The organism is Sorangium sp. So ce1153 (genome assembly GCF_051521595.1).
GTDB lineage: Bacteria > Myxococcota_A > Polyangia > Polyangiales > Polyangiaceae > Sorangium.
In genome coordinates this window covers 12,473,540-12,499,308 of sequence record NZ_CP150361.1, presented here as the reverse complement: position 1 = coordinate 12,499,308, position 25,769 = coordinate 12,473,540, and the positions used below count along the sequence as shown (strand labels likewise).

Below are 25,769 nucleotides of genomic sequence, written 5' to 3'. Positions count from 1 at the left end.
GATGCAAAACGACGACAAGCTCTCGCCGGATCTCGTTTGGCAGGCAGACGGCCACCTCACCGAGATCGCGCTCACGGCGCTGGGCGACGGCGAGGAGGCCCTCCTGCCCGAGGGCGCGTCCGCGCACGTCGCTCGCTGCGCGGCCTGCTCCTCGGAGCTCGGCCGGACGGCGCTCCTGTCGCTCCGCGCGGGGGAGCTGCTGCGCGCGCACCCCGCGCCGAGCGGCGCGCGCGAGCCCGCCGCGCTGCGCGACCCGCTGCCGATCCCCGCGATCGCCGTCGCCCTGGCGCTCTCGACGCTCGGCGCGGCGCCTTCGCTCGTGGCCGGGGCGGGCGGCTTGCGGGAACGCCTGGCGGCGCTCTGGCACGCCTGCGCGGTCGTGGTGCGGACCAGCTGCGCGGTCGCCGGGAGCGGGGCGCTGTCCGGGTGGCTCACGGCGCTGCCGTGGCTCTCGGCGGCGCTCCTCGTGATCGTGGGGGTGGGTGTCGCGTGGACCCGGGAAAAGCAGCTCTCGCTGCGCGGAGGGATGTGATGCGCATCGTCTCGACTGGTCTCTTCAGCTCCTCGCGCCTCGGCGCCGCGGCCCTTGGGGCCGCGGTCGGGATCTCGGTCAGCGGCGCCGCCACGGCGGAGGTCATCCGCAAGGGGTCCTGGCCAGAGGTCGAGCCGAAGGTGAGCCTCGAGGTGCGCGGGGAGCCGCGCAACGAAGCGCTCAGGCGCGTCGCGCGGGAGGCCGGGTGGAGCCTCGTGCTCAACATGCCGCCCGGCGAGGTCGTCGAGCTCCACGTCCAGGGCCAGCCGGCGGACAAGGTGCTGGAGCTCCTGCTGGCGGACGGAAGCTACGTGGCGACCCGCGACGGCGACCTGATCGCGATCGCCCCGGCTCCGGCGGCGCTGCGGTCGGCCGGGCCGCTGCCCGGGCTCCCGGCGCCGCCCGGGCTCCCGGCGCTACCCGGGCTCCCGGCGCCGCCTGGGCCACCAGCGCCGCCCGGGCCACCGGCGCTGCACGATGACGCAGAGGACGAGGACGAGCAGGCCCGGCCTGATGACGCACCTGATGACGGAAACGATGAGGACGAGCAGGCCCGCCCTGCGTCGCGTGGCCGCGATCGGTTCGTGACCGGCGGTAGTCTCCGGATCGAGCGGGGCGAGGTCGTTCACGACGTCTCGGTGATCGGCGGCTCGCTCGACGTATGGGGCACGGTCACCGGCGACATCGACGTGATGGGCGGCTCCACGCACCTCCACGAGGGCGCGCGCGTGCGCGGCGACGTGTCGACGGTGGGCGGACCGCTCACCGTGGCCGACGGGGCCCGCGTCGACGGCGACGTCGACGTCGTGGGCGGTCCGCTGCACCGGGGCGAGCGCGCGCGCATCAAGGGCGACGTGAACAACGAGGTCAGCCCGGTGGGCGGCGACGGAGCGAGCGCGAAGGGCTCGTCCACCCTCGCGCGCAGGGCCGGCAACGCGGTGACGCGCGCGGCGCTCCTGTTCGCCTTCGGCGCGGTGATGCTGGCGCTCTGGCCGCGGCGCATGGAGGCGCTCAAGGTCGAGATCGCCGCCCGGCCCATGAGGTCGTTCGCGCTCGGCGTGATGGGCGTCCTCGGCGCCCTCGCGGTCGCCGTCGCCCTCTGCGTCACGCTGATCGGCGTGCCGTTCGCGGTGATCGGCCTGCTGCTCGCCGTCATCGCCGTGGTCGCGGGCGGCTGCGCCGTGCTCGAGACCGCCGGCGCGGGGCTCTTCGGTCACCGGACCAAGAACCCCTATGTTCACCTCGCGATCGGCTGCATCGGCCTGCTGCTCGTCAGCGGTATCCCCTATGTCGGCCCCGCGCTCTGCGCGGCCGTCTCGCTGATCGGCGCCGGGGCGCTCGTCGCGACCCGGCTCGCGGGCCTCATCCGCCCGAGGCCGCGGGGCGACGCGGCGGCGGGCCCGTACCGCACCTCCCCCTGAAGCCTCGCCCAGCGTACCGCGGCCCGATGTAGAGCGTCTCTCCCCCCCGCGGATACGAGCGTCGCAGAGCGGCGGTCACCCGCACAGGAGACGGGCCCAGATCGGCGTTTTCGGCGCGCAAGCGCACTCCAGTGCGCTGAGCACCGAAAACGTCGAGATGGGCCCGTATCCGAAGCGGGTGCCCGCCGCTCTAGTGCACGCCGCCGACGAGCCACGCTTGCGCCGGGACGAGCACCTCTTCCGGTGAGCCTCCCCCCTGCGATGCGGGGCCGGTCGCGCTGCCGTCCCCCGTCATGCGGAACCCGTGGTCGCCGAACACGAGCAGCAGGGTCCGCGGCGGCAGGCTGTCCATGAAGCGCGCGACCACGTCGGCGACCTCCTCCGCGATGGCCTCGATCCGCTCGGCGAAGGGCGGCCCCGCGGCGCGCAGGCGCGCCTCCACGAGATCGAGCTTCATCAGCTCGCGCGACCCGACCCGCTCGCGCCGCAGCGTCGCCACGGCGCGCCCGCGGGCGATGGCCGGCTCCGCCTCGCTCGGGGGCATCGTCTCGCGGAGCCCGTCCGGCCCGCGGGCGAGCAGCGAGAGCTGCGCCGTCGTCGTGGGTGGCAGCGCCGCCCACAGGAGCGAGCGCTCCACCAGGATGGCCCGATCCGTCATGACCTCCTTGAGGTGCGCGGCGACCCGCTCGCCGAGGTCGAAGCGCATCGCGTCCACGAGCAGGAGCTTCACCCCGCGCGCGCCGTTGAGCCGGGCGAGACGGGCGGCGATGTCCGGCGCGTCGAACACCATCGGCGGCCGCTTGCCGGTCACGCGCAGCGCGGAGAACGCCTCCCGGTAGCTGTGCTCGAAGCTGGTCCTCCAGCTGTCGACGACGCCGCGCACGGCCGCGTCCGTCTCGCCCGCGAGCGTCGCGCCGAGCAGCGGCGTGTAGTGGGTCGCGAACAGCTGCTCGATGACCCGGACCGGCTTCGGACCGCGGGCGTTATCGAGCTCGAGGGCGAGCGCGCGCCACTCGGCCGCGCTCAGGATCCGGTTGCGCGGCACCTTCCGCTCCCGCCGCGTCGGCGGCAGCGCGTCGGCGTCCGCCTGCGCGGCCTCTGCGATCGGCGCGGCGTCGTGCGCAGCGCGCGGCGGCCTGAGCGTGGCTCCCGCGCCGCGATCCTCGGGATCCGCGCTGGCCGGGGCCACCGCGAGCGCCTCGTTCGCGGCGGGCGGCGCGCCTGCTCCCGGCGCTGGCGCCGCGCCGGGGCCTCTCGCCGCGGCGAAGGTGCCCGACGGTGCTTCCGGTCGGCGGAGCTTCGAGGAGCGCGGGGGCAGCACGCCACGCGGCCGCCCGTCGCTGCGTCCCTCGCTCGCGGCGGGCGACGGCGCCGCCCCGGGCGCCTCGGTCGCTCTCGCCTCCGGCGGGAGCGCCTCGTCCGGCGCCGCGGCGCTCGGCTGCGTTGGCCTGACGGGGCGCTCCGGCTCGCGCGGCGCGGCCAGCTCGCGCGGGGCGGCCAGCTCGCGCGCGGGCAGGCTGCGCACCTGCCCGCGCGGGGACGCGGCGCTGTGCGCCTCGGCCGCGCTCCTCTCGACGAGGTCCGAGAGGGGCACCGGCGCGAGCACCTGCGCGGACCTGTCGCCCTCGTCGAAGACGAGCGCCACGGGCGCCTCGCGCGCCGCGCCGAGCCAGGCGAGGAGCGTCGCGCTGTCCTCGGGGTGGAGCGCGCCCCGCGCCCCGCCCGTGAGCCTCGGCAGGGCGACGGCGAGCCCCGCGGCGCCGAGCGCCCTCGCGCGGAACACCTGATCGGCGATCACCGCCTCGAGCGCCGCGCCGTCCTGGACCCGCGGCGGCAGCGCGCCGCGCAGGGCCAGCGCGAGCTCGACGGCCTCCTCGAGGGCCGCGCGGAGCTGCCCTTCCGGCGCCGCCGGGGCGCTTGCCCACAGGAAGCGGCGCCCCCTGAGGTCGCGCTCGGAGTCGGCGCCTTGCCCGCTCGGGGCGAAGCGGGCCATGCCGGACGGGGGCACAGGGGGAGACGGCGGTCGGCCCTCCTCGGAGGCGGAGTCGAGGCGGGAGACAGGATCGAGGCGCATCGCGCGGCAACCTCGCAGAGCTCGCGGAAATGGGCCAAGTTTCGGCGCGCTCGCGCCCGCGCCCGCCCGCGCCTGCGCCCGCCCCCGGGCCGGGCGCCGGGCTCAGCGGGATTCGCGCGCGCTCTCGGCCATGAGCGCGAGCAGCGCGCAGGCGATGGCGAACCGGGCGTCGATCCTCCCCTGGTTCATCGACAGGTCGAGCGTGAACTCCTTCACGAAGAACCGGAACACCTGGGTCACCTTCGCGACTTCCTGCTGGTGGAGCTCGATGTGCCACTTGCCGATGAGGAGCGGGAACATGCGGCGGAGCATCGCGGCGCCGTCCTCTTGCATCAGCCCGACCGGCTGGTCGGCGGGGTCGAGGATGTCCCACGTATCGCGGAGGATCGACTTGAGACCCCGCGAGCGGATGGTCCCGACCCGCTCGCCCGTGCGCGCGTCGAGGACGTCCAGACACCGATTGAGGGCGACGACCTGCCTTGATCGGATCGTGAGCAGCGGCTGCGACTCCGATTCATCCGTGAAGAGGGTGAACTCCTGACGGAGCTTGAGCAGCGGGTGCTTGACGAAGCACACGAGGGAGCCGTCGGGCGCGAAGACATGAAATTTGCGGCCGAGGAGCGACCAGAAAGGCCGCTTGATGGTGTAGGTAGGATGCGCGAAGGGCTGAACCGCGAGGCCGCCATACGCGGCGGGGACCATGGGGCTGGCAGTCTGCATTGCAGCCGAGTAGGCCGGAGCGGGGCGCCTCGGTCAAGCGGCGTCTGGCGGCGTGTCCCGCTAGAGCGACCGATTTTCGCCGCCCGTGCTCGCCACGATGGCCTTCACGAGCTCTGGTTTGACGACCTTGCCCATCGCGTTGCGCGGCAGGCCGGGGACGATAACCGACTCACGGGGGACCTTGTAAGGCGCGAGTCGCTCCTTGGCCCAGGCGCGGAGCGGCGCGGTCGCGCACTCCGCCTCTCGCCCCGGCGCCGGGACGACGACCGCGACGACGCGCTCGCCCCACGCCTCGTCCGGGACGCCGATCACCGCGACCTCGGCGATCGCGCCGTGCTCCCGCAGCGCCTCCTCGATCTCGAGGGCGGACAGCTTGTATCCGCCGCTCTTCAGGATGTCGACGGAGGTCCGCCCGAGCAGCCGGAAGCACCCGTCGCTGGAGCGCTCCGCGACGTCTCCGGTGCGGAACCAGCCGTCCTGGAAGGCCGCGGCGGTGGCTTCCTCGCGCCCCAGGTACCCCTTGAAGACGCTCGGCCCGCGGATCCAGAGCTCGCCTCGCGCGACGGCGGCGCCGCCGTGCTGCGCCGGCGGCTCGCCCGGCGCCCACGCCGACGTGTTGCCCGCGTCGTCCGTGATGCGGGCCTCGACGGTCGGCAGCGGGAAGCCGACCCAGCCCGCCCGCCGCGCGCCTGGATCGAGCGGATTGCTCATGCCGACGCCGATCTCGGTCATCCCGAAGCGCTCGAGCGGGATCGTGCCCGTGAGGTCGCGCCAGCGCTCGGCCAGCGTCACCGGCAGCGCCGCCGAGCCGCTCGTGGCGAGCCGGAGCGCCCGCGCCCCCGCGGCGAAGTCCGGCGCTCCGCCGCGGTCGACGTGCTCGAACAGCCGCTGGTACATGGTCGGCACCGCCATCAGCGCCGTGGCCGAGCGGCGCGCGATCTCGGCGGCGACGCGCTGGGCGTCGAAGCGCGGCAGCATCTTCGTCGCGCTGCCCGCGAGCAGCGACGTCGTGAGCGCGATGACGACGCCGTGGAGGTGGTGCAGCGGCAGCGCGTGCAGCAGCACGTCCTGCTCGGAGAAGCCCCAGGCGGCGCGCAGGAGGTCCGTCTGAACGGCCAGGTTGCGGTGGGTGAGGAGCGCACCCTTCGGCTTGCCGGTCGTACCGCTCGTGTAGAGCAGGAGCGCCGGGTCGTCCGCGGCGATGTCGGTCACGGCCGACTCCGGCCCCGGGGCGGCGCGCTCGATGTCCTCCACGCGGAGCACGGCGCGGCCGTGCGCGATCGGGGCGGCCACGGCGGCGAGCTCGTCTCCGACCAGGATCCGCCGCACGCCGGCGTCGGTCGCGAGCCACTCGAGCTCTGCCGGCGGATACAGGCCCGACAGCGGCAGCGCGATCCCGCCGGCGAGGATGACGCCGAGGAAGGCCGAGACCCACGCCGCTCCGGGCGGCACGAGGAGCAGGATCCGCTCCCCCTCGAGCGAGGTCGAGCTCGCGCGCGCCTCCGCGCCCCGCGGCGCAGCCGAGTGCGTGAGCAGCGCGCCGCGGACGCGGAGGGCGCGCTCGACGAGCTCCGCGAACGTGGTCCGCCCCCGCTCGTCCTCGACGGCGGTCCGGGCGGAGGATCGGAGCTGCGCGAGCCGTTCGGTGAGCGGGGAGGCCATCGCGCGAACTCTCGCACGGCGGAGGTGCGCGGAGCCAGGCCGGTTGGTTACACTGCCGCGCCATGCGAGCTTCCTCTTTCCGGTCCAGCGCCTTGCCCCGCCTCGCGCTCCTCGTCGGCTCGATCCTGGCGGCCCCGGCCTGCGAGAGCGCGCCGAAGCCGCCCGAGCCCGGCGCCGCCGCCACGGCGGCCTCGGTCGCGGAGGCGCCCGCCGAGCCGCCGAAGCCGAAGGGCATGCCCGAGCTGCTGGTCGACTCCATGGGCCCCTACCTCGGCGGCCAGCGCGTCGATCTGGCGCAGAAGGAGGGGCCCGAGAAGCTCGCGAAGGCGATCCGGGCGCTTCCGATCGAGGGCAAGCCGGTCACGCTGATCGCCGACAAGAAGGCGAAGCCGAGCGCTGTCGCGGCCGTCGTGACGGAGCTCGGCGCGGCTGGCGCGCCGCAGGTCATCATCAAGACCGACGGGCGCGACGACCTCCCGAAGGAGATCACGGTGGTCCCCGAGGGGCGCGTGTCGAAGCCCCCCGCGTGCGCGGTCAGCACGATGGTGATGAAGGACCTCGCGACGGCGATCTGGCCGTTCGGCGGCGGCATGGGCAAGCGCCAGCGCAAGGGGCTCGCTGGTCCGGATCTGTCGAACACCGGCGAGCAGCTCACGAAGGACATCGCCGCGTGCAGCGCGTCGGTGGCCTTCTTCTCGGCCGATGACGAGGTGCCCTGGGAGATGGCGCACAACCTGGCGGGCACGGTCATCGCTTCGGACGCGAAGAAGAAGCTCAGCACCCTCGTCCTGCTCCGCGCTGCCCCGGTCGCGGGGCGGCCGGTCCAGCTGGGTGGCGGCTGACGTGCGCGGCGTCGGGGGGATCACCGCCCTGGATCGCTGCCGGCTCGGGGGCGCGCCCGCCGGGGAGGTGCCAGGGCGCGTCGTCTGGAACGGCGTCCGGCGCGCTCGCCGCGAGTGTGCTGTCAATTTCCAGCAGAGCGGGACACCATGCTCTCCTGTCGAGCGAGGGCATGGCCAGCCAGGGCAATACGGCACGATCCGGCACACGGGACAGCGCCACGAGCGCACGGAAATGCGCGGATGGGCGCTCGCCGTCGGCGCCGGCCTGGATCATGAATAGGGCGAGTCGCCGGTCCCCTGCGCCATCGGGGGCGTGACGATCACGGGAGGATGGTTCGGACATGTCGAAGCGACTTCTTGCATCGGCCCGCGCGAACAGGGGCCGCAGTCTCCGTCCCCGGGCCTCCCAGCCCCGCGTGTCGGCGGCGCCCGAGGCGCCGGACCTCGATACCCGTGATTCCGCGCCGCCGGTCGCGAGCGGCCCGGACGTTCACGACGAGGCGGTCGCGGCGCCGTCCGCTGCGCCTGCGCGGGCCGTCGAGCGAGCCGTCGATCCCGATGTCGCGTCGCCTGCTGCCCCGCCGGTCGGGGCGCCCTCGGCCGCGCTGCGGGCTACTGGCGCGCCTGCTGCGCCGGCTGTCGCGGCGGCGGCCGCTGCGCCGGCTGTCGCGGCGGCGGCCGCTGCGCCGGCTGTCGGGGCGACGGCTGCTGCGCCGGCTGTCGCGGCGGCGGCCGCTGCGCCGGCTGTCGCGGACAGGCCGGCCGCGCCGCTCGCCGCTCCGGGCAGCGCCAGCGACGCGACGCCGGTCGAGGCACTGGAGTCCGACCCGTCGAACGCCTCTCGGCGCGCCGGCGCTGACGATCAGCCGGCCGGCCTCGCGTCCGAGCCCGAGGAGCCGGCGCCTGACTCGGACGCGCTCGACCTCATCGATCCTTCTTCGCCCACTGCAGCGTTCTTCCGGCGCGAGGAGGAGTCGTTTCCGCCGCTCACCGATGTGGCCAGCGAGCCCGACGATCACGCCGACGAGCGCCTCGTGGTGGTGCATCAGCTGTCGCCCGAGACGCTCGCCCGCCGGGCACGCCTTCGTCGGATCGTCGCGGCGGTCGCGGGGCTCGCCGGGGTGATCTCCGTGGCGGTGGTCGCCAAATCGGTGCTCTCGAGCAAGCCGTCCTCGCCGGCGCCGGTCGCGATGGCGGCGCCTGCTCGGAAGTCGGCGCACATGGAGGCGCAGCTCTCGGCCATGGCGGGGCACCCTTCTCCTGCACGGGAGAAGGCGCCTTCGCCGGCCGAGCCCGCGCCGGCGGCTGCAAAGGCGGCGGAAGCCGCTCCCGACGCGGTGAAGGCGGCTGCCGAGGCGGAGAAGGCTGCGGCGGAGAAGGCCGAGGCGGAGAAGGCTGCGGCGGAGAAGGCCGAGGCGGAGAAGGCTGCGGCGGAGAAGGCCGAGGCGGAGAGGGCTGCGGCGGAGAAGGCCGAGGCGGAGAAAGAGACGGCCGAGGCGCCCGCGGCAAGCGCCGAGGACGCGAGCAAGCTGAAGAAGGAGGCGCTCAGCTTCCTCAACCGCGGCCGGTACAAGGACGCGATCGAGGTCTCCCGCGCGGCCATCGCGGCCGACCCTGCAGACGCGCTGCCGTATCTCTATCTGGGCTCGGCGCTCCAGGACACGGGGAAGTGGAAGGACGGCCTCGCGGCGTACAGCGAGTGCGTTCGCAACGCCACGAAGGGCCCCGTCCACGAGTGCAGGGCCATGGGCGGTCGCAAGTAGCGCTCAGCCCGGCCGGCGCGCGAGCTGCGCGACGAAGGCCGCGGCCACGGCGTAGCCGAAGGCCAGGCCCGTGGCGAGGCGGGTCGCGTGCCAGACGGGGCGCAGCCCGAGGTCCTGGGTCGCCACGTCGACCACCATCAGCGCGCTGATGGCGATGAGGATCGGGCGCCACGCCGCCATCTCCAGGCGGGGCCGCGCGAGCACGGCGCCCGCCGCGACGCCCGCGAAGATGCCAGCGCAGCGGCTGCAGAGCGGCATCATGACCCCTTCGAGCGCGAGGGACCGCTCGGGCAAGCGGTGGCACATCGGCACGAAGAAGCGGTCGAGCGCTGCGCCGAGCTCTCCGAGCGGCAGGCGGCTCCGCGCCAGCGGGATGCACCAGGGCAGGGCGCCGAGGAGCACAAGCGCGCAGCGCACGGCCCGGAGCGGCGCGGGCGGCCCCGCCGGTTCCGACGCCTTCGACGGACCCCGCGGCTGCGTCGGGGCGCCGGCGCGGAGGGGGGCGGGCGCCGGCGCGGCGGGGCTACCGCGTCCGGAGGCGGACGCGGTCACGTCAGCCTCTGTCGGGCGCGCTCTTGCCGAGGTGGCGCATCACCTCTTTCAGGTCGCTCCAGACCTCTCGCTTCGCGCTCGGCTGGCGCAGCAGGTAGGCCGGGTGGAACGTGGGCATGATCGGGATCGAGCCCTTGTAGAGCTTCCACGTCCCGCGGAGCTTCGTGATCCCCTCGTTCGTGCCGATCAGCCCCTGCACCGCGGTGGCGCCGAGCGCCACGATCACCTTCGGCTTGATCAGCGCGAGCTGAGAGGCGAGGTAGGGGCTGCAGGCCGCCATCTCGGCCGGCTCCGGCTTCCGGTTCTTCGGCGGCCGGCACTTCACGATGTTGCAGATGTAGACGTCGTCGCGGTGGTACCCCATCGCGACGATCATCTTGTCGAGCAGCTGCCCCGCCGGGCCGACGAACGGCTCCCCCTGCAGGTCCTCTTCCGCCCCCGGCCCCTCGCCGACGAACACGACCTCGGAGAGCGGGCTGCCGCGCGAGAACACCGTGTGGGTGCGGCCCTCGTGGAGCGGGCACTTCTCGCAGGTGCGGACCTCTTCCGCGATGAGCGCGAGCCTCGTCACGCGCTCCTCCGGCGTACCCGGCGGCGGTGCGTTCGCGCGTGCAGCCGTATCGGCCCGGGGCGCGGCGGCGGCGCTCACGGCAGGCCGCGGCGGCGGCTCGGGACCCCGCGGCGCCTGCGCCGGCGGCCGCATCGCCTGCGGCTCGGCGGCGCGCGGCTCCGGATGCGGCCCGGCGGCGGTGCGCGGCTCCGGAGGGCGGGGCGCGGAGGCGCTCGCAGCGGCGCTGCGCTGCTCTGGAGCATGGGGCGCCGGTGCGCTCGCAGCGGCGGTGCGCTGCTCTGGATGGTGGGGCGCGGGTGCGCCCGCAGCGGCGCTGCCTCCGCGCGGCACCGGCGGCGATGGCGCTTCCGGCCCGGGGAAGCCGCGATCCGCCCGCCGCGGGGCCAGCGCGCCTTCGGAGGGGGACGCGCCCAGCGCCTCGTGGAGCGCCGCGGGGTGGCCCGGCAGCCCGTCGGCGCCGGCCCCTGCGTGCCATTCCAGGAACGCTCGGACCGAGGCGGTCAGATCGGCGAGCTCTTCACGCAGCGCTTCGACCATCGTCGTCCCTCAGTGGCCGCCCTGCTGCGCGAGCCAGCGCTCCGCGTCGAGCGCGGCCATGCAGCCCGTGCCGGCGGCCGTCACGGCCTGGCGGTAGTTCCAGTCCTGGACGTCGCCCGCGGCGAAGACGCCAGGGATGTTCGTGCGCGTCGAGCCCGGCACCGTCTTCAGGTACCCGTTCGGGTGCGTCTCGAGCTGCCCGACGAAGAGGTCGGTCATCGGCGTGTGTCCGATCGCGACGAACATGGCGGCCGCCGGCACGAGGTGGCTGTCGCCCGTCCTCGTGTTCTTGACGCGGACGCCCGTCACCTGATCGGCCTTCACGTCGAGCACCTCCTCCACGACGTGGCTGTAGAGGATCTTGATCTTCGGGTTCTCGACCACGCGCTGGACCATCGCCTTCGACGCCCGGAACTCGTCGCGGCGGTGCACCAGCGTGACGCTGCTGCAGAGCCCGGAGAGGTACGAGGCCTCCTCCATCGCCGTGTCGCCGCCGCCGATGACCACGACGTCCTGGCCGCGGTAGAGCGCGCCGTCGCAGACGGCGCAGGCGCTCACGCCCTTGTTCTTGAGCTTCTCCTCGCTCTCCAGGCCGAGGTAGTTGGCGCGGGCGCCCGTCGCGACCACCACGGACTTCGCCAGGTACAGCGTGTCCTCCACCCACACCTTGAACGGGTGGCCCGTGAGCTCGACCTTGGTCACGTCCGCCGTCACGATCTCCGTGCCCTGATGGGCGGCCTGGTCGCGAAAGCGCTGCATCAGCTCCTGGCCCGTGACCTTCTCGGGGAAGCCGGGGTAGTTCTCGACGTCGGTCGTGAACATGAGCTGGCCCCCCGGGATCAGGCCGCCGGCGCTGAAGCCCTCGATGAGGAGCGGCTTCAGGTTGGCGCGCGCCGCGTAGATGGCGGCGGTGAGCCCGGCAGGACCGGAGCCGATGATGACCAGGTTGCGGACGTTCGATTCACTCATGGTGGAGCCATCTTATAGGCGCGACAGCCTTCCGCGTCGACCGCCCCGGCGCTCCGCCGCGGGCGCTGCGCCGCGCGGCGCACCCTTCCGGGCTGTGCGCCCGATCGGCCTGCATTCCCCTGACGGCGGTGCGTGTTCCCGCTGCGCTGCATTCCCCCGAGCTGCGCGGCAGCCCCGCGCTTCTGCTGCCCCACGTGGAGTGCCCCACGTCGAGCAGCCGCTCGCTCAGAAGCGCATCGTTCCGCTCATACCGAACTCGTCCAGGCTGCTTTCGAAGCGGCCGCCGTTCACGCTCTGGATGCTGCGGTAGCCGCTCGGCGCGGAGCCGGAGACGGCCTTGATGCGCCCCTCCCCGCCGTTGTCCAGCGGACCGAAGAACGTGTGCTGAAACGCAGCCGACACGTCGACCGGGCCCACGCGCGCGGTCACGCCGGCCCCGACGCCCACCCGGTAGCCGAGGTGGAAGTCGAGGTTCAGATCGGCGTCGTCCTGCCCCTTCTTCTCGAAGAAGCCGCCCGCCCTCAGCGCAAGGAGATTCTGGAGCACGACGAAATCGCCGCCGAGGCGGACTCCCAGGACGTCCCTCCAGCGGTGCGGGACATCGGCGTTGGTCGGCACCGTGCCGACGACCGTGCCGCGCACCGGAATGCCCTCGCGGAACCGGACCTTGATCGCGTCGACGGCGCTGTTGTTGGCCCACGTGAAGTCGAGCTCCACGTCGAAGAGGTCGTCGACCATCGGGTCGCGGACGCGGGGCTCGTCCGCCGCCGACCGCGCTGATCGCGCGGGCCGCGCGGCGCCGGCCCGGGGCCGGTGGTAGCGGAGGCCGAGCTTCGCCTCCATCGGGATCTGCATCTCGAGCTCGCCGGCGCCCTTCTCGTCGGTGACGTTACAGCCCGGCGCCTCGCCCTTGCAGGGGTCCTCGTTCTTGACCCCCGCCGCCGTCCAGTAGCGCGACTCGATGCGGAGATCGGTCTCCGCGCGCACGGCGTCCTGCCACTTGAACCACGCGCCCAGGTCGAGGTGATCCGTCGCCGCCCAGCGCGCGCCCAGGACGAAGCCTGGAATGAAGAAATCGTCCGCCCGCGCGCGGGTTCGCAGATCGTTGTGCGCGTTGAAGTCGTCGCCCCCCTCGGCCGAGGTCGCCTCGCTGAAGTTGACGAAATCGATGATCGCCGTGCCCCAGATGAGCCCGGCGCCGACCGATACCCCCTCCGCGGGCGTGAAGCCGACCGAGAGCGTTGGCATCAGCATCAGGGCGTCGAGCGACGTGAGCAGGTACCGCTGCGGCGACGGCTGCGTCATCGCGCCGAAGGTCGGGTGCGTGTACGAGAGCGACTCGGGCCAGGCGCGCTCGCCGACGCCGTGCGGGCCGAGCACCGCGACGCCGACGGCGAGCGCGTCGTTCACGCGGAAGGTCGCGCCGATCTGCGGGTTCGGGAACAGGCCGCTCTCCGCGCACACCTCCGCGTCGGGGCCGCCCTTGCTGCCGGGCGCCGGGATCGCGGTCGTGTAGCTGGGCGGGACGGGTTGTCCGTCGGGGCCGAGGCGCGTGAAGCACTGCGACAGCTGGATGAGGTGGACCCCGCCGTGCGCGCTGGTCCGCTGCGAGGCGAGCCCCGCAGGGTTGAAGTAAGCCGCGAGCGGATCGTCCGCCCGCGCCACCCACGCGCCGCCGCGACCGAGCTGGAGCACGCCGATGTCCGGCGAGTCGAGCCCCGACGACGCGCTCGCCGCGCCGGCGGCGACCATCGCAGCGAGCGCGGCGCCGGCGGCGCCGGCAGATCCTCGTTTCATGGAGTCTCTGTCCTCGCGCCGCGGCGCCCGCGGCTCACTTCACCGGCGACGCCTTGAGCGCCGCCTTGCCGTCCTTCACGTAGACCGTGAAGCGCACCCGCGAGCAGTTGTGGCGCGCCACGAGCGCGTCCTTGTTGCGCTGCAGCGTCCCCTTGAACTTCTCGAAGGTGAGGGCGTTCGTCGGCTCCCCGCACTGCTGCTTGACCGACATGAACTCCTCGTAGACGGCGTTCCACTCGGTGAGCTCGTCCGGGTCCCCCGCGCCGTCCTGCCGCGCGGCCGGCGCGCTCGTCGCGTCCGGGACCGCGCTCGTCGCCTCGGGGAGCGGGTTCGACGGGGCGGGCGCGCCCGGCGCCCGGGGCGGCGGCGGCGGCGGCGGACGCCGCGGCGGCGGGCGCCCGGGAGCGCCCGTCGGGCCCTGGGCGGAGAGCGCGATCCCCGCGTCCGAGACCTCCTCGATCGCCTCCACCGGCTCCTCGGACTCGCGAGGCGGCGGCGGCCCGCTGAGCGGGTGCGAGCCAGGCCGCCGCGTCGGGCCGCGCGGGCTCACCATGGGCTTCGGGTACGACGGGCGCGAGTCGGGGCGCGGCTCGCCGGGGCCGAGCGGCACCGAGAAGGCGCTCATCGCGGGCTGCGCCGGGATGGGGCCGAGCACCTGCTCGAGGTCGGCCGCCTTGCGGGGCGCGCCGCCCTTCGCGGCCACCTTCTCGACGCCGTCGTTGATGTCGGCCGCGATCTTCCGGTAGGGGCCGCGGAACCGGCTCGGCGCCAGCACGTCGACGTCGCCCTTGGCGAAGCGCGCCGCCTCGTTGCGGAAGACCTGGAGCGGCCGCGTGTGCTCCAGGAACGAGAACACCAGACCGATCGCGGCCACGGCGAGGACGCCGGCCAGGATCAGCGCCGTGGGCACCTGGCTCTTGTCCTCGTTGTTCGCCTTGTCGAGGAAGTTGAACGGCGATTCGACCGACGCCGCGAGCCGGCCGACCGCGTAGCCGGCGCCGAGCTCCCACGCCTCGCCGGGCAGCCGCGCGTAGACCACGCCGAGGTGCTCGCCGATGACGCGGACCTCCGAGCGCCCCTTCTCGAGGTAGTCCTTGTTGTCGTCGAGCAGCTTCAGATCTTGCGTGATCTGGTCGAGGTTCGCCTTGTCGAACCCCTCGGGCGCGCCGGACGCGACGCGCGAGCCCTCGGCGTAGAAGCCGACGGCGGCGCCGGTGCGCTTCGTGACCGCGCGGGCGAAGTTGTCGTCGATGATCTTGGCGCCGACCACGGCCCCGACCGGCTCGCCGTTGCCGTCCTGCTCGACCGGGCGCGCCACGACGCGCAGGATGCGGCCCTTCCAGACCCAGGCGTCGTCGCGGATCCAGCCGTGGAGGGCGTCGGCGACGACCGGGTAGCCGCCGAGCTCCCAGTCCTCGCGGTGCTCGAAGCCCACCGACGCGATCACGCGGCCGCTCGCGTCGACCGCCCACACGTGATCGAACTTGAGGTCGGCGGGCACCTCCTCGGCCGCGCTGCGCAGCGCGCCGCGGGCCTTCTCGCGCAGCTCGGCGCCCGGCTTGGCCTCGGTCGACGACTTGGCGAGCGCCCCCCGCAGGGCGGGGTTCAGCGCGACGCGGATGAGCGCGCTGGAGCGCTTCCGCGCGTCGTCGTTGAGGAACCACTCGACGGCGCTGGAGTCGGCACTGAGCGACTCGCTCATCGCGCGGTGGCTCGAGCGGTTGTACAGCTGCGCGGCCACGAAGAGGATGAAGATCGCGGCGCCGAGCGCGAGCGCGAGCACCCCGTACCAGAAGCGCGACAGCAGCATGGCCTACTTTCCTGGCTCCGCGTTCGGCCCGCCGGCCTCGCCCACGACGACAGCCTCCTTGATGAACTGCTCGTCCGGGCCGGGCTTCACGACCACCTCGAGGGGCTTTCCGACCGGCTCGCCGCTGAAGTAGCCCTGCAGCGTGTACTTGCCGGCCTCGACCTCGACCGCGAAGCTCCCCTGACGGTCCGGGTAGGCGATGGCCACGGCCCTCGGCTCGACGACGATCCACGACCGGATGCTCGGGGCGAGCTGGTCGCGGATCTCGTACTTGCCCGGCCCTGGCGGCGTCCAGGCGCGGCTCTTGGAGGCGGCGATCTCGACCGGCTGCAGCCCCTTGTTGCCGACGTCGTAGAGCTTGTGCGGGAACGGATCCTGGTTGTCGAACTGGAGCTGCTGGCCCTCGGCGACGACGAGGGTCACCGGCGAGGTGCGGCCGCCGGCGACGACGATCGTGCGCGGCGTCTTGAGCGGCGCCCCCTTCTCGCCGAGCACGGCCACGCACAGCTCCTTCGGGGCGTAGCCGACGAGCGTGCGGACATCAGCGCGGACGGTCGGCGACGGCTCGCGGAACGTGTACCGGTTCGCCTTCGGGTCCTTGGCCTCGTTCCAGACCGGGTTCAGGAGCTTGGGCATGCCCGTGGTCCTGCCCTTGATGGTCACCGCGGCGAGGGCCGCCCCGGGCACCGTGAGGATCGCGAGCGTCAGGGCGAGGCGCCGGACGAAGCGCGAGCCGCCAGGGACGCCACGCCTGAGGTGGCCTGATGACCCAAACCGCACTGCGCCGGCGAGCGGACGCTGCTCGTCGTGCTGCGCTCCTGCAGATCGAGGGGATCTCGTATCCATCGCAGGCCCGAAGCTACCGGAAGGGGGATGAGAACGGAAACAAAAGCCGGGCCGTCGTCCGCGCCCGGATGCCGCGCGCCGCGTTTCGCTGCTCGGCCCCCGGGCATCACCGGCGCGCGACCTTCGCCCTGGCGGCGCCGCGGTGCGGCAGACGCGGCGCGACGCCTCGGCGCACAAAAAAACTGCGGGCCGCGTGGGCGGCCCGCAGGGGAGAGATGTTCCGTACCGCCGAGGACGTGGGCCGAAGGACTTGAACCCCTAGCATAGCTGCTAGGTGGGAGCCTAAGTACCGCTTCAGGCTTCCCGGTGAATGGTTCCGGGCCTAGCTCACCACGGTATCGTTGTTGGCTCCCTGGTTCTCGCTTACTCGGGATTCAATCGTCCAGCGCCTCACGAAGTCGGCAGAGGGAACGACCCTAGAATAGTTCCCGCGGCGGCTCAGTCAACCACTCTTCGTCTCGGTCTCGTCGGTCTCGCTCTCGCGTTCACGCAAGGAGGGATCGCGCCATCGGGCTCGCCCTGAGCTTGTCGCCGCGACACGCCTAGGACACCGAACAGGTTGAAACCCCGAGAAAATGAACCACAGAGGCACAGAGGGCACAGAGTTTTTTTGTTGTTCCTCTGTGTCCTCTGTGCCTCTGTGGTTCAAATCTCTTCGTTCCCTGGCGTTTCAAGCTGATCGATGCTCTAGCGGACGGGCGGGCTTGCGTGGGAGAAGAGCGCGACGATGGGGGCGTGGACGAGCCCGTTGGACGCCACGATGTTGCCTACGTGGTAGTCCGGTGGACCGCCGTCGAGCGAGGTGATGACGCCGCCGGCGCCGCGAACGATCGCGCTTCCGGCCGCGACGTCCCAGGCGTGCAGCCGGCGCTCCCAGTAGGCGTCGTACGTCCCGTCGGCGACCATGCAGAGATCCATCGCCGCGCTGCCGCAGCGACGCACGGCCTGGGCGTTGCGCTTGACGGTGATGAAGGCGTCGAAGTTGTTGTCCGGAGCCCGATCGCGCACCGTCGGGAAGCCGGTCGCGATCATCGCGCGCTGCAGCGACGCCGTGGCGCTGACCGCGCAGCGCTCGCCGTTGCGGCGCGCCTCGCCGGCGGTCGACGGCGGCTCCGGCCCGGCGCCGGGCGGCTGCGGATCGCGGGGCCTGAAGCCGGTCCAGCGGAGCCCGAGCGCGGGCGCGACGACGGCGCCGGCGACGGGCGTGTCGTCGTCCATCAGGCCGATGGAGACGCACCAGAACGGGTGGCCATGGACGAAGTTCGTGGTGCCGTCGATCGGATCGACGTACCAGACGAGGCCGCCGCGCGCCGAGGTCGCGCCCGAGGCGCTCTGCTCCTCGCCGACGACGGCGATGCCGGGCGTGAGCGCGCCGAGCCGCGCGATGATCAGCGCCTCGCTCGCCCGGTCGAACTCGGTCACGAGGTCGTGCGGTCCCTTCTCCTCCACGCGCGCCCCCGCGCGGAACCCGGTCTGCGTGAGCGCCGCCGCCTCCTCGGCGACGCGCAGCGCGACGCCGGAGAGCTCGGCCAGCTCCGCGGGGCCGCGGCCGCTCACCGCGACCTCGCCGACAGCGCGCCGCGGAGCTTCTCGTAGATGCCGCCGAACGCCCCGTTGGACAGCAGCGCCACCGTGTCGCCCTCCCGCGCGTCGCGCGCGATCGCGGCGACGATCGCGTCCACCGAGGCCGCCGCCTCGGCGCGCTTGCCCGTCTCCTCGAGCTCGCGCACCAGCCGGTCGAGGTCGAGCCGCTCGCCCGCGGCGATGTCCGGCCGCCCGAGCGGCGCGAGCACGACGCGATCGGCCGCGCCGAAGGCGCGCGCGTAGGGCTCCTGGTGGAGCGCGCGGCACGCGGTCGCGCTGCGCGGCTCGAACACCGCCCACAGCGCGCCCTCCGGGTGCCGGGACCGGAGCGCGCGCAGCGTCTCGTCCACGGCGGTCGGGTGGTGCGCGAAGTCGTCGTAGACGCGCACGCCGCGCGCCTCGAAGAGGAGATCCTGGCGGCGCCGCACGCCCTCGAAGCTCGCGAGCGCCGCGGTCGCGGTCGAGAGCGGCACGCCGAAGCCCTGCGCCGCGGCCGCGATCGCGGCGACCGCGTTGCGCACGTTGTGGTGTCCCGGCATCTGCAGGGCGACGCGCCCGGCCATGACGCCGCCGGCGTACAGATCGAACGACTGGCCAGTTGCGCCGGCCTCCGCGGGGGCGGCGAGCCAGTGCGGCGGCCTCCCGTGCGTGTCGTCGCCCTCGAGCGCGAACCAGGCGACCTCGGCGCGCGCCGATCGCGTCACCACGTCGACGACCCTCGGATCGTGCGCGGCCGCCACGAGGAGCCCCGTCTCCGGGATCCGCTCGACGAACCCGCGGAACGCCGCCTCGTACGACGCAGCGTCGGGGTAGATGTCGATGTGGTCGTGCTCCATCGAGGTCACGATGCCCACCTCGGGCCGGTAGTGCCAGAACTTCGGCGTCTTCTCGAAGAAGGCGGTGTCGTACTCGTCGCCCTCGACGACGAACGGCGTCCTGCGCAGACCCGAGCCCGCCTCGTTGAGGAGCGGGAGGCCGCGGCGGTCGCTCGCCGAGGAGGCGCTCCGGGGGAGCCGGAAGCTTCCCTCGAAGTTCTTCGGCAGGCCGCCGATGAGGAACCCGGGGTCCCTGCCTGCCTCGTGGAGGAGCCACGCGCACATCGAGCTCGTCGTCGTCTTGCCGTGCGTGCCGGCCACGACGAGCGGAGAGCGGCCGGCGAGCATGTGGTCCGCGAGCGCGTGCGCCATCGTGGTCACCCGCAGGCCGCCGTCGATCGCGGCGCGCGCCTCCGGGTTCGTCGGGCGGCAGACGTTGCCGATCACGACGAGGTCGGGGCGCGGATCGAGGTGCGCGGGATCGAACCCGGTCATGAGGCGGATGCCCCACCGCTCGAGGGCCGGCCCCATGGGCGGGTAGAAGGAGACGTCGGAGCCCGAGACCTCGTGCCCCGCGGCCTTGAAGAGCCCCGCCAGCGCACCCATGCCGGTGCCCGCGACGGCGACGAAGTGGACGTGCATCGCGGCGCAGTGTGCCCGAGCGCCCCCGGAGGGCAAGGGGGCTCCCGCGGCGGGCTGTCGGGCCGGAAGGCGCCGCGTCGCCGGGCCGCGGCGCCTTCCGGCCCGACAGCCCGCAGGACGAGCAGACGATCGCCGCGGACTCGCGGACTCGCGGACTCGCGGACTCGCGGACTTCGACCGATCGGTGATCCCTGATCGGCACCGGGCCTTCAGGGACCCTCCGGCGACCCGCAGACACCATATCTGCACGGCCCGCCGAGCGTGCATGTCGTGAGCTGGAGGCGGCCCAGGGGGGGCTGGCCGCAGCGCCGCACGCTCCCCCCGAGGCGCTCTCCGCTCCTGCACAGCGCTCTCTCTGGACAGCGTGCCGCGCGGCGGCTCGAGCGAGAGGACTCGAGGCAGCTCGGCGCGCGACGCGCCCTCAGGGCGGATCCACGAGCACGAGCGGTCTCAGCCGTTTCAGCGACCGCCGGCCGAGCCCCTTGACCCGGAGCAGATCGTCGACCTTCCGGAATCGCTTGATCCTGGCGCGGAGCGCCAGGATCGCGGCCGCCTTGGCCGGGCCGACGCCAGGAAGGCGCATGAGGTCTGCCTCGGTCGCGAGGTTCAGCACGACCTTGCCGTCGGCGGTCACGCCGCCGCCCGGCGGGGCGCCCGCGCCGCCATCGCTGGGCGACGGTGGCTCTGCTGCTGCGGCCCCTGCGTCGGCGATCGGCGCGGCCGTGGGGTGCGCCGGCGCGCTGCCGGCGTCCCCGGCGTCCCCGGCGGCGCCGAACGGCGACGGATCGCCGGCGACCATCGCCAGCTCGGCGGCGGATGGATCCGCGCGACGTCCCGGGAGCAGGCTCTGCGCGTGGCCGGAGCCCACGAGCGCAAGCGCGAGGAACCCCGCGCCGTAGGCCACCACCTTGCCGCCCAGCGCGGTCCACGCCGACTCCCTCAGCGCCTCCTGCGCCCGTTCGCGCCACGAGCGCCTTGCCTCCGTGGCGTGTCCTGCGTCCGCCATGGCTTGCCCTTCACCAGCTTCATCAGCCCGCTCGGCGAGCGAGCCCTTCCGTTTCGATGTCGCTTCCACGTGCCGCGCCTCCTCGCGCAAAGGACGTCGCCTCCGCGCCCCAGCGCGCGGCGTTCGTCTCCCCGCGCTGCCGCCAAGCGAGCGGCATGCCGGCGCGCGCTGGCCTGAAGACCCGCGCCAATCGTGGGTACCCGGCGCGCCCGGGCGCGGCGCCGCCATGGCGGATCCGGCTTCGCCGACGAGCCCGCCACCCGCGCGGTCCGGTCGCCGTGTCTCGAGCGAGAAGCTCGGCTACCATCACCCCCCCGGGCGCCCGGCGACCCGGCGGCATTCCACCCGCCCCAGGGCGCTCACCACGAGGTCTTATGCCCCACGATCCCCGTCGCTTTGTTGATCCCGGCCCCTCGGGTCGCTCGCGCCGAGCCTTTCTGGGCGGGCTCGCCGCCGGCGCCGCGGGCGCCGCGTTCCTCGGCCCGCGCGCGGCGTTCGCGGAGGAGATCCCGAGCCTCGCGGCCATGCCGCCCCCCGGCTTCACGCCGCTCTCCATCCCCGGGAAGATCGTGAAGGTCACGAAGTCGAACTCGCTGCAGCCGAACGGCCTCTGGCCCGAGGCGTCCGCCGCGAAGGCGATGCTCGAGCGCGCCATGGAGGAGCTCACCGGGAAGGCCGACCTCGGCGCCGCCTTCGGGCGGTTCGTCCACAAGGACGACCGCGTGGCGATCAAGGCCAACGGGATCGCCGGCCAGAAGGGCGCGACCATGGCCACCAACAAGGAGCTCGTGCTCGAGATCGTGCGCGGCGTGATCGCGGCGGGCGTCCCCGCCGAGAACGTCATGATCTTCGAGCAGTACCCGTCCTTCCTCGCCGGCACCCGCTGCGCCGACCGCACCGCCAAGCCGGCCGCCGAGTTCCCCGCCGGGATCCGCGCCGCGGTGCACGAGAACAAGGACGCCGTGATGCCGAGCATCTCGGTCTGCGGCATCCCCACCAAGTTCGTGCGCCCCTTCACCGACGCGACCGCCGTGATCAACGTTTCGCTGATCAAGGACCACTCGATCTGCGGTTACACGGGGTGTCTCAAGAACATCACCCACGGCTCGACCATCAACCCGCATTCGTTCCACGAGCACACGGCGAGCCCGCAGATCGCCGAGCTCTACGCTCAGGACGTCGTGAAGAGCCGAGTCCGCCTGCACATCACGGACGGCTTCAAGCTCATCTACGACCAGGGCCCGCTCGACAAGAACCCGAAGCGGCGCGTCCTCCACGAGTCGGTCTACGCCACGACCGATCCGGTCGCCATGGATGTGATCGGCTGGGGCGTGGTCGAGACGTGGCGCAAGGAGAACGGGCTGCCCACGCTGAAGGAGGCGAGCCGGGAGCCGTCGTACATCCGCATCGCGGGTGAGCTCGGGCTCGGGGTCTTCGACAAGAATAAAATCGCGATGCGCGAGGTCCGATTGTAGCGGCGCCGCGGGATCCGCTCGCGGGGCTTTCGTCGATGAGAACCGCCAGCCAAGGCTCGTGTTGCCCATGCCCTGCTCCACGCCGATAGCGCGCTCGTCCACGCGCGCGGGGACCGCGTCGGCGGTCCCCCTCCTCGTCCCGCTCGCGATCGCGTCCCTCGCGCTCACGGCGTGCAGCGGTAGCCCGCCGGCGCGGGCGCCCGGGTTGCCGCCGACGCCGGCCTCCGTCACCCGCGAGAACCCGGGCGGCGACGCGGCCGACCCGGAGCGCGCCGCGCTCGAGCGGCTGCTCAGCGAGCCGTGGGGGCGACGCCGGGACCGGTTCGAGACGCTCGACGTGCCCCTGGTCGACTGGCAAAGCTGGCGCCGGGTGCGGATCTGGAGCCACCCGACGCGCGCGACCTTCCAGTACGGCGACGAGCACTACGCCGCCCTGGCGGTCCTCTACACGAACACGACCGGGCCGAGCGATCCCGACAGCTGCCTCGACGAGTTCTGGGCGAAGCACGCGCCGCTCGCCGACGGCTATGGCGTGCGGCTCGGGGAGGCGCAGCTCATCCGGACGACGCAGGAGATCGACGGCGAGGTGCGGCCGCTCGTGTTCAAGGTCCTCCAGGGCAACATCGAGTCGGTGTTCGCCAGCGACGAGTACGCTGGCGCGATCGCGGCCTATGAGTCATGGCCGGGGACATGCCTCGTGTCCGTGCTGGCCGTGAAGGCGGGCCAGCACCCCGACCTCGCGCGCCGCGTGCGCGACCGCTGGATCGACGAGGGCGCCCCGAAGCTCAGGTGGATCTCCGGCGTCACCGAGGCGCCCAGGCCCGAGGCGCGCTAGGCCCTGCCTGGCGGCGCCGCTGCCCAGCCGCGCGGCGCAGGCGAGGTGATCGCCGTGAGGAGGCGCCGCGGCGGTGCCGGATCAGGGGTCGCTCGGCGCCGGGCTCTCCGCGGCCTCCGGCGCCCAGAGCGCCCCCTGGGCCATGCCGTGGCAGACGACGGACGCGGCGGCGAGGAGCAGCGCGATCGCGACCAGCCACGGAACACGGAGCGGCGGCAGGACGCGGCTGTCCAGCACGACCTCGCCCTGCTGATCGCCCAGGTCGGGCTCGGGGGCCGCGGCCGCCCGGTGCGCGCCGCCGAGGTCGTTCGCTGGCGGCGGCGCCAGCATGTCGGTCATGGTCGTCTCATCCATCCCGTAGCGAGGCGGGGCCGCGGGCAGGCCCAGCGCGCCGCGCTTCACGATGATCGCGCTCTGCTCGAACTGCGCCGGGCCGGGGATAGCGCGCGGCGGCTGCTGGGCGGCGTGCGGCTGCGCGATCGCCGAGAACGCCTCCATCATCTCCTTGCCCGACTGGAACCGCGCGTTGGGATCGAACTCGAACGCCCGGGAGAAGAACGCGTCGAGCCCGGGCGGGAGCTCGGGCGCGACCTCGGACGCCCTGGGGAACGAGGTCTGGCAGATGCGCCGGACCATCTCATTGATGTTGTCGCCGGCGAAGGGGCACTGGCCGGTGATCGCGCGGTACAGGATCACCGCCATCGACCAGAGGTCGCTCCGGTAGTCGACCTGCCTGGGCGCCATGGTCTGCTCGGGGCTCATGTACCGCGGCGTCCCGAGGACCATGCCCGTCTTCGTGATCCGGTCGCGCGAGCAGGACGACTTCGCGACGCCGAAGTCGAGCACCTTCACCAGCTCCTCGCCGCCCGAGGACGTGATGAAGATGTTCCCGGGCTTCAGGTCCCGGTGGATCACCCCCGCGGCGTGGACCGCGTCGAGGGCCTTGCCGAGCTGCGTGAACAGGGCCATCGCCTGCGCGAGGGACAGCTTCTGCTCGCGGTCGAGGCGGCGATTCATGTCCTCGCCCTCGAGGTACTCCATGACGATGAACGCGCAGCCGCGGTCGACGCCGTAATCGTAGGTCTCGATGACGTAGGGGCTCCGGACCCGCGCGGAAGCGCGAGCCTCGCGCTCGAAGCGGGCGATCAGCTCGGGCTCCGTCGCCGCGAAGCTCCGGATGAACTTGATGACCACCCGCCGTCTGAGCTTGATGTCGAAGCCCAGCCACAGGTCGCCCATGCCACCGCCGCCGAGCCTGCGCTCGAGGCGGTATTTATCCATGACGGCCCGACCTTCAGCAGTCTCCTTCATGGCTCCGCACCTGCCACCCAACGCCCGAGCCTGGGACAAGTGATCACCCGATTCCTGTCGAAGGGTTCACGCCAATGGTACGCCCAAACGATATATATCGCAATCCGTCCGGACCGTGATTCGAAATCCGCACGAAACAGGGCGCCCACTACAGGCGATCAGCGAGATCCCGATGGAGATGCATGGGGCGCTGTATCCCGCGATATGCCTTGATGTCCTTCGGTGTCCCTCGGCGTCCCTGGATGTCAGCCGAGGTGAGGCGGGCTGCGATTACAGGATATCGAACGGGTAGGCGCGATCCGCATAGGCTCGCACCGCGACGGCCTTGCGCAGCTCGTCGTCGTTCTTCTGGAAGTCCGAAACATGCTGCCTGAGCCGCTTTTGTGCCATGCCGATGAACACCGTCGTGAGATCGATCTCCCGCCGCGCCCCGTCCTCGCCGCGCCGCTCGATGGCGCGGGTCGTGCGTGAGATGCACGCGGCCATACAATAGAGGTCGATGGCCATCTCCGCGATGCGGCGCTGCGCGTACTGCATCTCGGCGATCTCTCGCCCGTGCTTCCGGAGCATGTCCTCGCTGTGGGTGGCGAGCTCGGCGGTGTAGTCCTCGAAAATTACCGCTTCCCGGCTGAGCAGCGGGTGCGCCTTCGACATCCGCTCGCGCCCGAGCACCGACCGTGCCTTGCGGATCGCGAAATCGCTGAGCAGCCCGAAGCCCTTGATGGGCTCCCGCATCGCCTTCGCCACGTCCGCGAGCGCCTTGCCCGGGCCGCTCATCCCGGAGAGCGCCATGAAACAGCGCAGGATCTCGTTCGTCCCCTCGAAGATCATGTTGATCCGGGCGTCGCGCAGGTGCCGCTCGTAGGGGTAGTCCTGCATGTAGCCGATGCCGGCCGCGATCTGGAGCGTCTCGTTGACCACGAACCACAGGGTCTCGCTCCCCATGACCTTGCAGATCGCGCTCTCGATCGAGAAGTCCGGGACCTTGGCGTCGACGAGGCTCGCCGTCAGGTACGTGATGGACTCGAGCGCGTACGTGTGCGCCAGCATCGTCGCGATCTTGTCCTTGATGAGCCCGAAGTCGCCGATGCTCCGGCCGAACGCGCGCCGCTCCTGGACCCTGTCGAGCGCCAGCCGGATCAGCGTGTTGCACGAGCCCACGCACCCCGCCGAGAGCCCCAGCCGCCCGTTGTTGAGCACCTCGACGGCGACCTTGAAGCCCTTGCCGACCTCGCCGAGCACGTTCTCGCGCGGCACCTTCACGTCGTCGAAGAAGAGCTCCGTCGTCGAGGAGCCCCGGATCCCGAGCTTGTGCTCGCTCGGCCCGCTCTTCACGCCCATGCCCCGCTCCACGATGAAGGCCGTGAGCTTCGGCTTGCTCCCCTCCTCGAGCGCGGACGTCCGCGCGAACACCGTGAACACGTCGGCGAAGCCGCCGTTCGTGATCCAGATCTTCGCCCCGTTCAGCGTGTAGTACGAGCCGTCGGGCGACACCTCGGCGCGGGTCCTGATCGCCGCGGCGTCGGAGCCGGCGCCCGGCTCCGTCAGCGCGAAGGCGGCCATCCACTCGCCGGTCGCGAGCTTCGGGAGGTAGCGCTGCTTCTGCTCCTCCGTCCCGAAGAGCTGGATCGCCTTGAAGCCGATCGACTGGTGCGCGCCGAGCGTGACGGCGATCGACGCGTCGAGCCCGCCGACCTCCTGCATCACGCGCGCGTACGCCATGTTGCTGAGGTTGATGCCGCCGTGCTCGGCCGGGATCTGCAGGCCCATCAGGCCGAGCCCCTTCATCTGGTCGATCAGGCCGGGATCGATGGCGTGCTCTCGGTCGATCTTGTCGCTGTCGACGCTCGAGGCGAAGAACCTCCGCACGCTGTCGAGGATCATCGACGTCGTCTCCCGGTCCTCGGCGGGCATCTCGGGGTACGGGAAGATGATGTCCTCGGCGATGATGCCGTGGAAGAGGGCCTTCATGAAGCTCTGCTCGATCGTCGGGGGCATCGGACCG

20 protein-coding genes and 1 other RNA gene are annotated in these 25,769 nt (G+C 72.9%); 6 read left to right on the top strand and 15 right to left on the bottom strand.

Going from position 1 to position 25,769, the window contains the following annotated elements:
- Position 1: 1 nt before the first annotated feature.
- On the top strand, positions 2-532 hold the full coding sequence (locus tag WME85_RS45460; RefSeq protein ID WP_437830599.1) for a hypothetical protein: 531 nt from the start codon (positions 2-4) through the stop codon (positions 530-532).
- The gene (locus WME85_RS45455) at positions 532-1,953 is read left to right on the top strand and encodes a hypothetical protein (protein WP_437830597.1); all 1,422 of its coding nucleotides are present in this window, start codon (positions 532-534) and stop codon (positions 1,951-1,953) included. The genes WME85_RS45460 and WME85_RS45455 overlap by 1 nt, the downstream gene beginning before the upstream one ends.
- A 190-nt stretch (positions 1,954-2,143) precedes the next feature.
- On the opposite strand, the gene WME85_RS45450 is transcribed toward WME85_RS45455, so the two are convergent.
- From WME85_RS45450 to WME85_RS45440, 3 genes are all read right to left on the bottom strand, one after another.
- Positions 2,144-4,027, bottom strand: coding sequence for a hypothetical protein (locus tag WME85_RS45450; RefSeq protein ID WP_437830595.1), 1,884 nt, complete (start codon positions 4,025-4,027; stop codon positions 2,144-2,146).
- A 102-nt stretch (positions 4,028-4,129) separates the two neighbouring features.
- Positions 4,130-4,729 (bottom strand): hypothetical protein, encoded by a 600-nt coding sequence (locus WME85_RS45445; protein ID WP_437830593.1) that lies wholly within the window; start codon positions 4,727-4,729, stop codon positions 4,130-4,132.
- Positions 4,730-4,807: 78 nt separating this feature from the next.
- Positions 4,808-6,409 carry an AMP-binding protein gene (locus WME85_RS45440; RefSeq protein WP_437830590.1) on the bottom strand — a complete coding sequence of 534 codons (1,602 nt, stop codon included), beginning with the start codon at positions 6,407-6,409 and terminating at the stop codon, positions 4,808-4,810.
- A 62-nt stretch (positions 6,410-6,471) separates the two neighbouring features.
- On the opposite strand from WME85_RS45440, the gene WME85_RS45435 reads away from it, so the two are divergent.
- Both WME85_RS45435 and WME85_RS45430 read left to right on the top strand, forming a co-directional pair.
- Positions 6,472-7,251, top strand: a complete 780-nt coding sequence (locus tag WME85_RS45435; protein ID WP_437830587.1) for an ExbD/TolR family protein — start codon at positions 6,472-6,474, stop codon at positions 7,249-7,251.
- Between the two features lie 341 nt (positions 7,252-7,592).
- Positions 7,593-9,014 carry a hypothetical protein gene (locus tag WME85_RS45430; RefSeq protein ID WP_437830584.1) on the top strand — a complete coding sequence of 474 codons (1,422 nt, stop codon included), beginning with the start codon at positions 7,593-7,595 and terminating at the stop codon, positions 9,012-9,014.
- A gap of 3 nt (positions 9,015-9,017) precedes the next feature.
- Here WME85_RS45430 and WME85_RS45425 read toward each other — a convergent pair whose 3' ends face one another.
- The 10 genes from WME85_RS45425 to WME85_RS45380 form a co-directional block, all read right to left on the bottom strand.
- Complete coding sequence (locus WME85_RS45425) at positions 9,018-9,431, bottom strand: DUF2085 domain-containing protein (RefSeq protein WP_437830581.1); 414 nt, start codon at positions 9,429-9,431, stop codon at positions 9,018-9,020.
- Between the two features lie 136 nt (positions 9,432-9,567).
- Complete coding sequence (locus WME85_RS45420) at positions 9,568-10,674, bottom strand: uracil-DNA glycosylase (RefSeq protein ID WP_437830578.1); 1,107 nt, start codon at positions 10,672-10,674, stop codon at positions 9,568-9,570.
- Between the two features lie 9 nt (positions 10,675-10,683).
- On the bottom strand, positions 10,684-11,643 hold the full coding sequence (gene trxB / locus WME85_RS45415) for an NAD(P)/FAD-dependent oxidoreductase (RefSeq protein ID WP_437305312.1): 960 nt from the start codon (positions 11,641-11,643) through the stop codon (positions 10,684-10,686).
- A gap of 225 nt (positions 11,644-11,868) precedes the next feature.
- Entirely contained in the window at positions 11,869-13,440 is a 1,572-nt protein-coding gene (locus tag WME85_RS45410; protein WP_437830574.1) for an OmpP1/FadL family transporter, read from the bottom strand.
- 34 nt (positions 13,441-13,474) lie between these two features.
- Complete coding sequence (locus WME85_RS45405; protein WP_437830571.1) at positions 13,475-15,250, bottom strand: MXAN_5187 family protein; 1,776 nt, start codon at positions 15,248-15,250, stop codon at positions 13,475-13,477.
- A 3-nt stretch (positions 15,251-15,253) separates the two neighbouring features.
- Positions 15,254-16,096 (bottom strand): hypothetical protein, encoded by an 843-nt coding sequence (locus tag WME85_RS45400; protein ID WP_437830568.1) that lies wholly within the window; start codon positions 16,094-16,096, stop codon positions 15,254-15,256.
- A gap of 218 nt (positions 16,097-16,314) precedes the next feature.
- Positions 16,315-16,507: non-coding RNA, 6S RNA (gene ssrS, locus WME85_RS45395), on the bottom strand.
- A 276-nt stretch (positions 16,508-16,783) separates the two neighbouring features.
- Positions 16,784-17,653, bottom strand: coding sequence for an inositol monophosphatase family protein (locus tag WME85_RS45390; protein WP_437830565.1), 870 nt, complete (start codon positions 17,651-17,653; stop codon positions 16,784-16,786).
- Positions 17,650-19,137 (bottom strand): UDP-N-acetylmuramate--L-alanine ligase, encoded by a 1,488-nt coding sequence (locus WME85_RS45385; protein ID WP_437830563.1) that lies wholly within the window; start codon positions 19,135-19,137, stop codon positions 17,650-17,652. Before WME85_RS45385 ends, WME85_RS45390 begins: the two co-directional genes overlap by 4 nt.
- Positions 19,138-19,558: 421 nt before the next feature.
- Positions 19,559-20,143 carry a ComEA family DNA-binding protein gene (locus tag WME85_RS45380; protein ID WP_437830560.1) on the bottom strand — a complete coding sequence of 195 codons (585 nt, stop codon included), beginning with the start codon at positions 20,141-20,143 and terminating at the stop codon, positions 19,559-19,561.
- A 374-nt stretch (positions 20,144-20,517) separates the two neighbouring features.
- Between WME85_RS45380 and WME85_RS45375 the strand changes: the two genes are divergently transcribed.
- Positions 20,518-21,618: a DUF362 domain-containing protein gene (locus WME85_RS45375; protein ID WP_437830557.1), complete on the top strand. Its 1,101-nt coding sequence runs from the start codon at positions 20,518-20,520 to the stop codon at positions 21,616-21,618.
- A gap of 67 nt (positions 21,619-21,685) precedes the next feature.
- Positions 21,686-22,453, top strand: a complete 768-nt coding sequence (locus WME85_RS45370) for a hypothetical protein (protein ID WP_437830555.1) — start codon at positions 21,686-21,688, stop codon at positions 22,451-22,453.
- An 81-nt stretch (positions 22,454-22,534) separates the two neighbouring features.
- Here WME85_RS45370 and WME85_RS45365 read toward each other — a convergent pair whose 3' ends face one another.
- Both WME85_RS45365 and WME85_RS45360 read right to left on the bottom strand, forming a co-directional pair.
- Positions 22,535-23,764: a serine/threonine protein kinase gene (locus tag WME85_RS45365; RefSeq protein ID WP_437830552.1), complete on the bottom strand. Its 1,230-nt coding sequence runs from the start codon at positions 23,762-23,764 to the stop codon at positions 22,535-22,537.
- A gap of 270 nt (positions 23,765-24,034) precedes the next feature.
- Positions 24,035-25,762 (bottom strand): acyl-CoA dehydrogenase family protein, encoded by a 1,728-nt coding sequence (locus tag WME85_RS45360; protein WP_437830549.1) that lies wholly within the window; start codon positions 25,760-25,762, stop codon positions 24,035-24,037.
- Positions 25,763-25,769: the final 7 nt, after the last annotated feature.

What these genes read in the sequence shown, in the direction of transcription:
- WME85_RS45460 (WP_437830599.1), top strand. Translation starts at nt 2, where the DNA reads ATGCAAAACGACGACAAGCTCTCGCCGGATCTCGTTTGGCAGGCAGAC.
- WME85_RS45455 (WP_437830597.1), top strand. Translation starts at nt 532, where the DNA reads ATGCGCATCGTCTCGACTGGTCTCTTCAGCTCCTCGCGCCTCGGCGCC.
- WME85_RS45450 (WP_437830595.1), bottom strand. Translation starts at nt 4,027, where the DNA reads ATGCGCCTCGATCCTGTCTCCCGCCTCGACTCCGCCTCCGAGGAGGGC.
- WME85_RS45445 (WP_437830593.1), bottom strand. Translation starts at nt 4,729, where the DNA reads ATGGTCCCCGCCGCGTATGGCGGCCTCGCGGTTCAGCCCTTCGCGCAT.
- WME85_RS45440 (WP_437830590.1), bottom strand. Translation starts at nt 6,409, where the DNA reads ATGGCCTCCCCGCTCACCGAACGGCTCGCGCAGCTCCGATCCTCCGCC.
- WME85_RS45435 (WP_437830587.1), top strand. Translation starts at nt 6,472, where the DNA reads ATGCGAGCTTCCTCTTTCCGGTCCAGCGCCTTGCCCCGCCTCGCGCTC.
- WME85_RS45430 (WP_437830584.1), top strand. Translation starts at nt 7,593, where the DNA reads ATGTCGAAGCGACTTCTTGCATCGGCCCGCGCGAACAGGGGCCGCAGT.
- WME85_RS45420 (WP_437830578.1), bottom strand. Translation starts at nt 10,674, where the DNA reads ATGGTCGAAGCGCTGCGTGAAGAGCTCGCCGATCTGACCGCCTCGGTC.
- trxB (WP_437305312.1), bottom strand. Translation starts at nt 11,643, where the DNA reads ATGAGTGAATCGAACGTCCGCAACCTGGTCATCATCGGCTCCGGTCCT.
- WME85_RS45410 (WP_437830574.1), bottom strand. Translation starts at nt 13,440, where the DNA reads ATGAAACGAGGATCTGCCGGCGCCGCCGGCGCCGCGCTCGCTGCGATG.
- WME85_RS45405 (WP_437830571.1), bottom strand. Translation starts at nt 15,250, where the DNA reads ATGCTGCTGTCGCGCTTCTGGTACGGGGTGCTCGCGCTCGCGCTCGGC.
- WME85_RS45400 (WP_437830568.1), bottom strand. Translation starts at nt 16,096, where the DNA reads ATGGATACGAGATCCCCTCGATCTGCAGGAGCGCAGCACGACGAGCAG.
- WME85_RS45385 (WP_437830563.1), bottom strand. Translation starts at nt 19,137, where the DNA reads ATGCACGTCCACTTCGTCGCCGTCGCGGGCACCGGCATGGGTGCGCTG.
- WME85_RS45380 (WP_437830560.1), bottom strand. Translation starts at nt 20,143, where the DNA reads ATGGCGGACGCAGGACACGCCACGGAGGCAAGGCGCTCGTGGCGCGAA.
- WME85_RS45375 (WP_437830557.1), top strand. Translation starts at nt 20,518, where the DNA reads ATGCCCCACGATCCCCGTCGCTTTGTTGATCCCGGCCCCTCGGGTCGC.
- WME85_RS45370 (WP_437830555.1), top strand. Translation starts at nt 21,686, where the DNA reads ATGCCCTGCTCCACGCCGATAGCGCGCTCGTCCACGCGCGCGGGGACC.
- WME85_RS45365 (WP_437830552.1), bottom strand. Translation starts at nt 23,764, where the DNA reads ATGAAGGAGACTGCTGAAGGTCGGGCCGTCATGGATAAATACCGCCTC.
- WME85_RS45360 (WP_437830549.1), bottom strand. Translation starts at nt 25,762, where the DNA reads ATGCCCCCGACGATCGAGCAGAGCTTCATGAAGGCCCTCTTCCACGGC.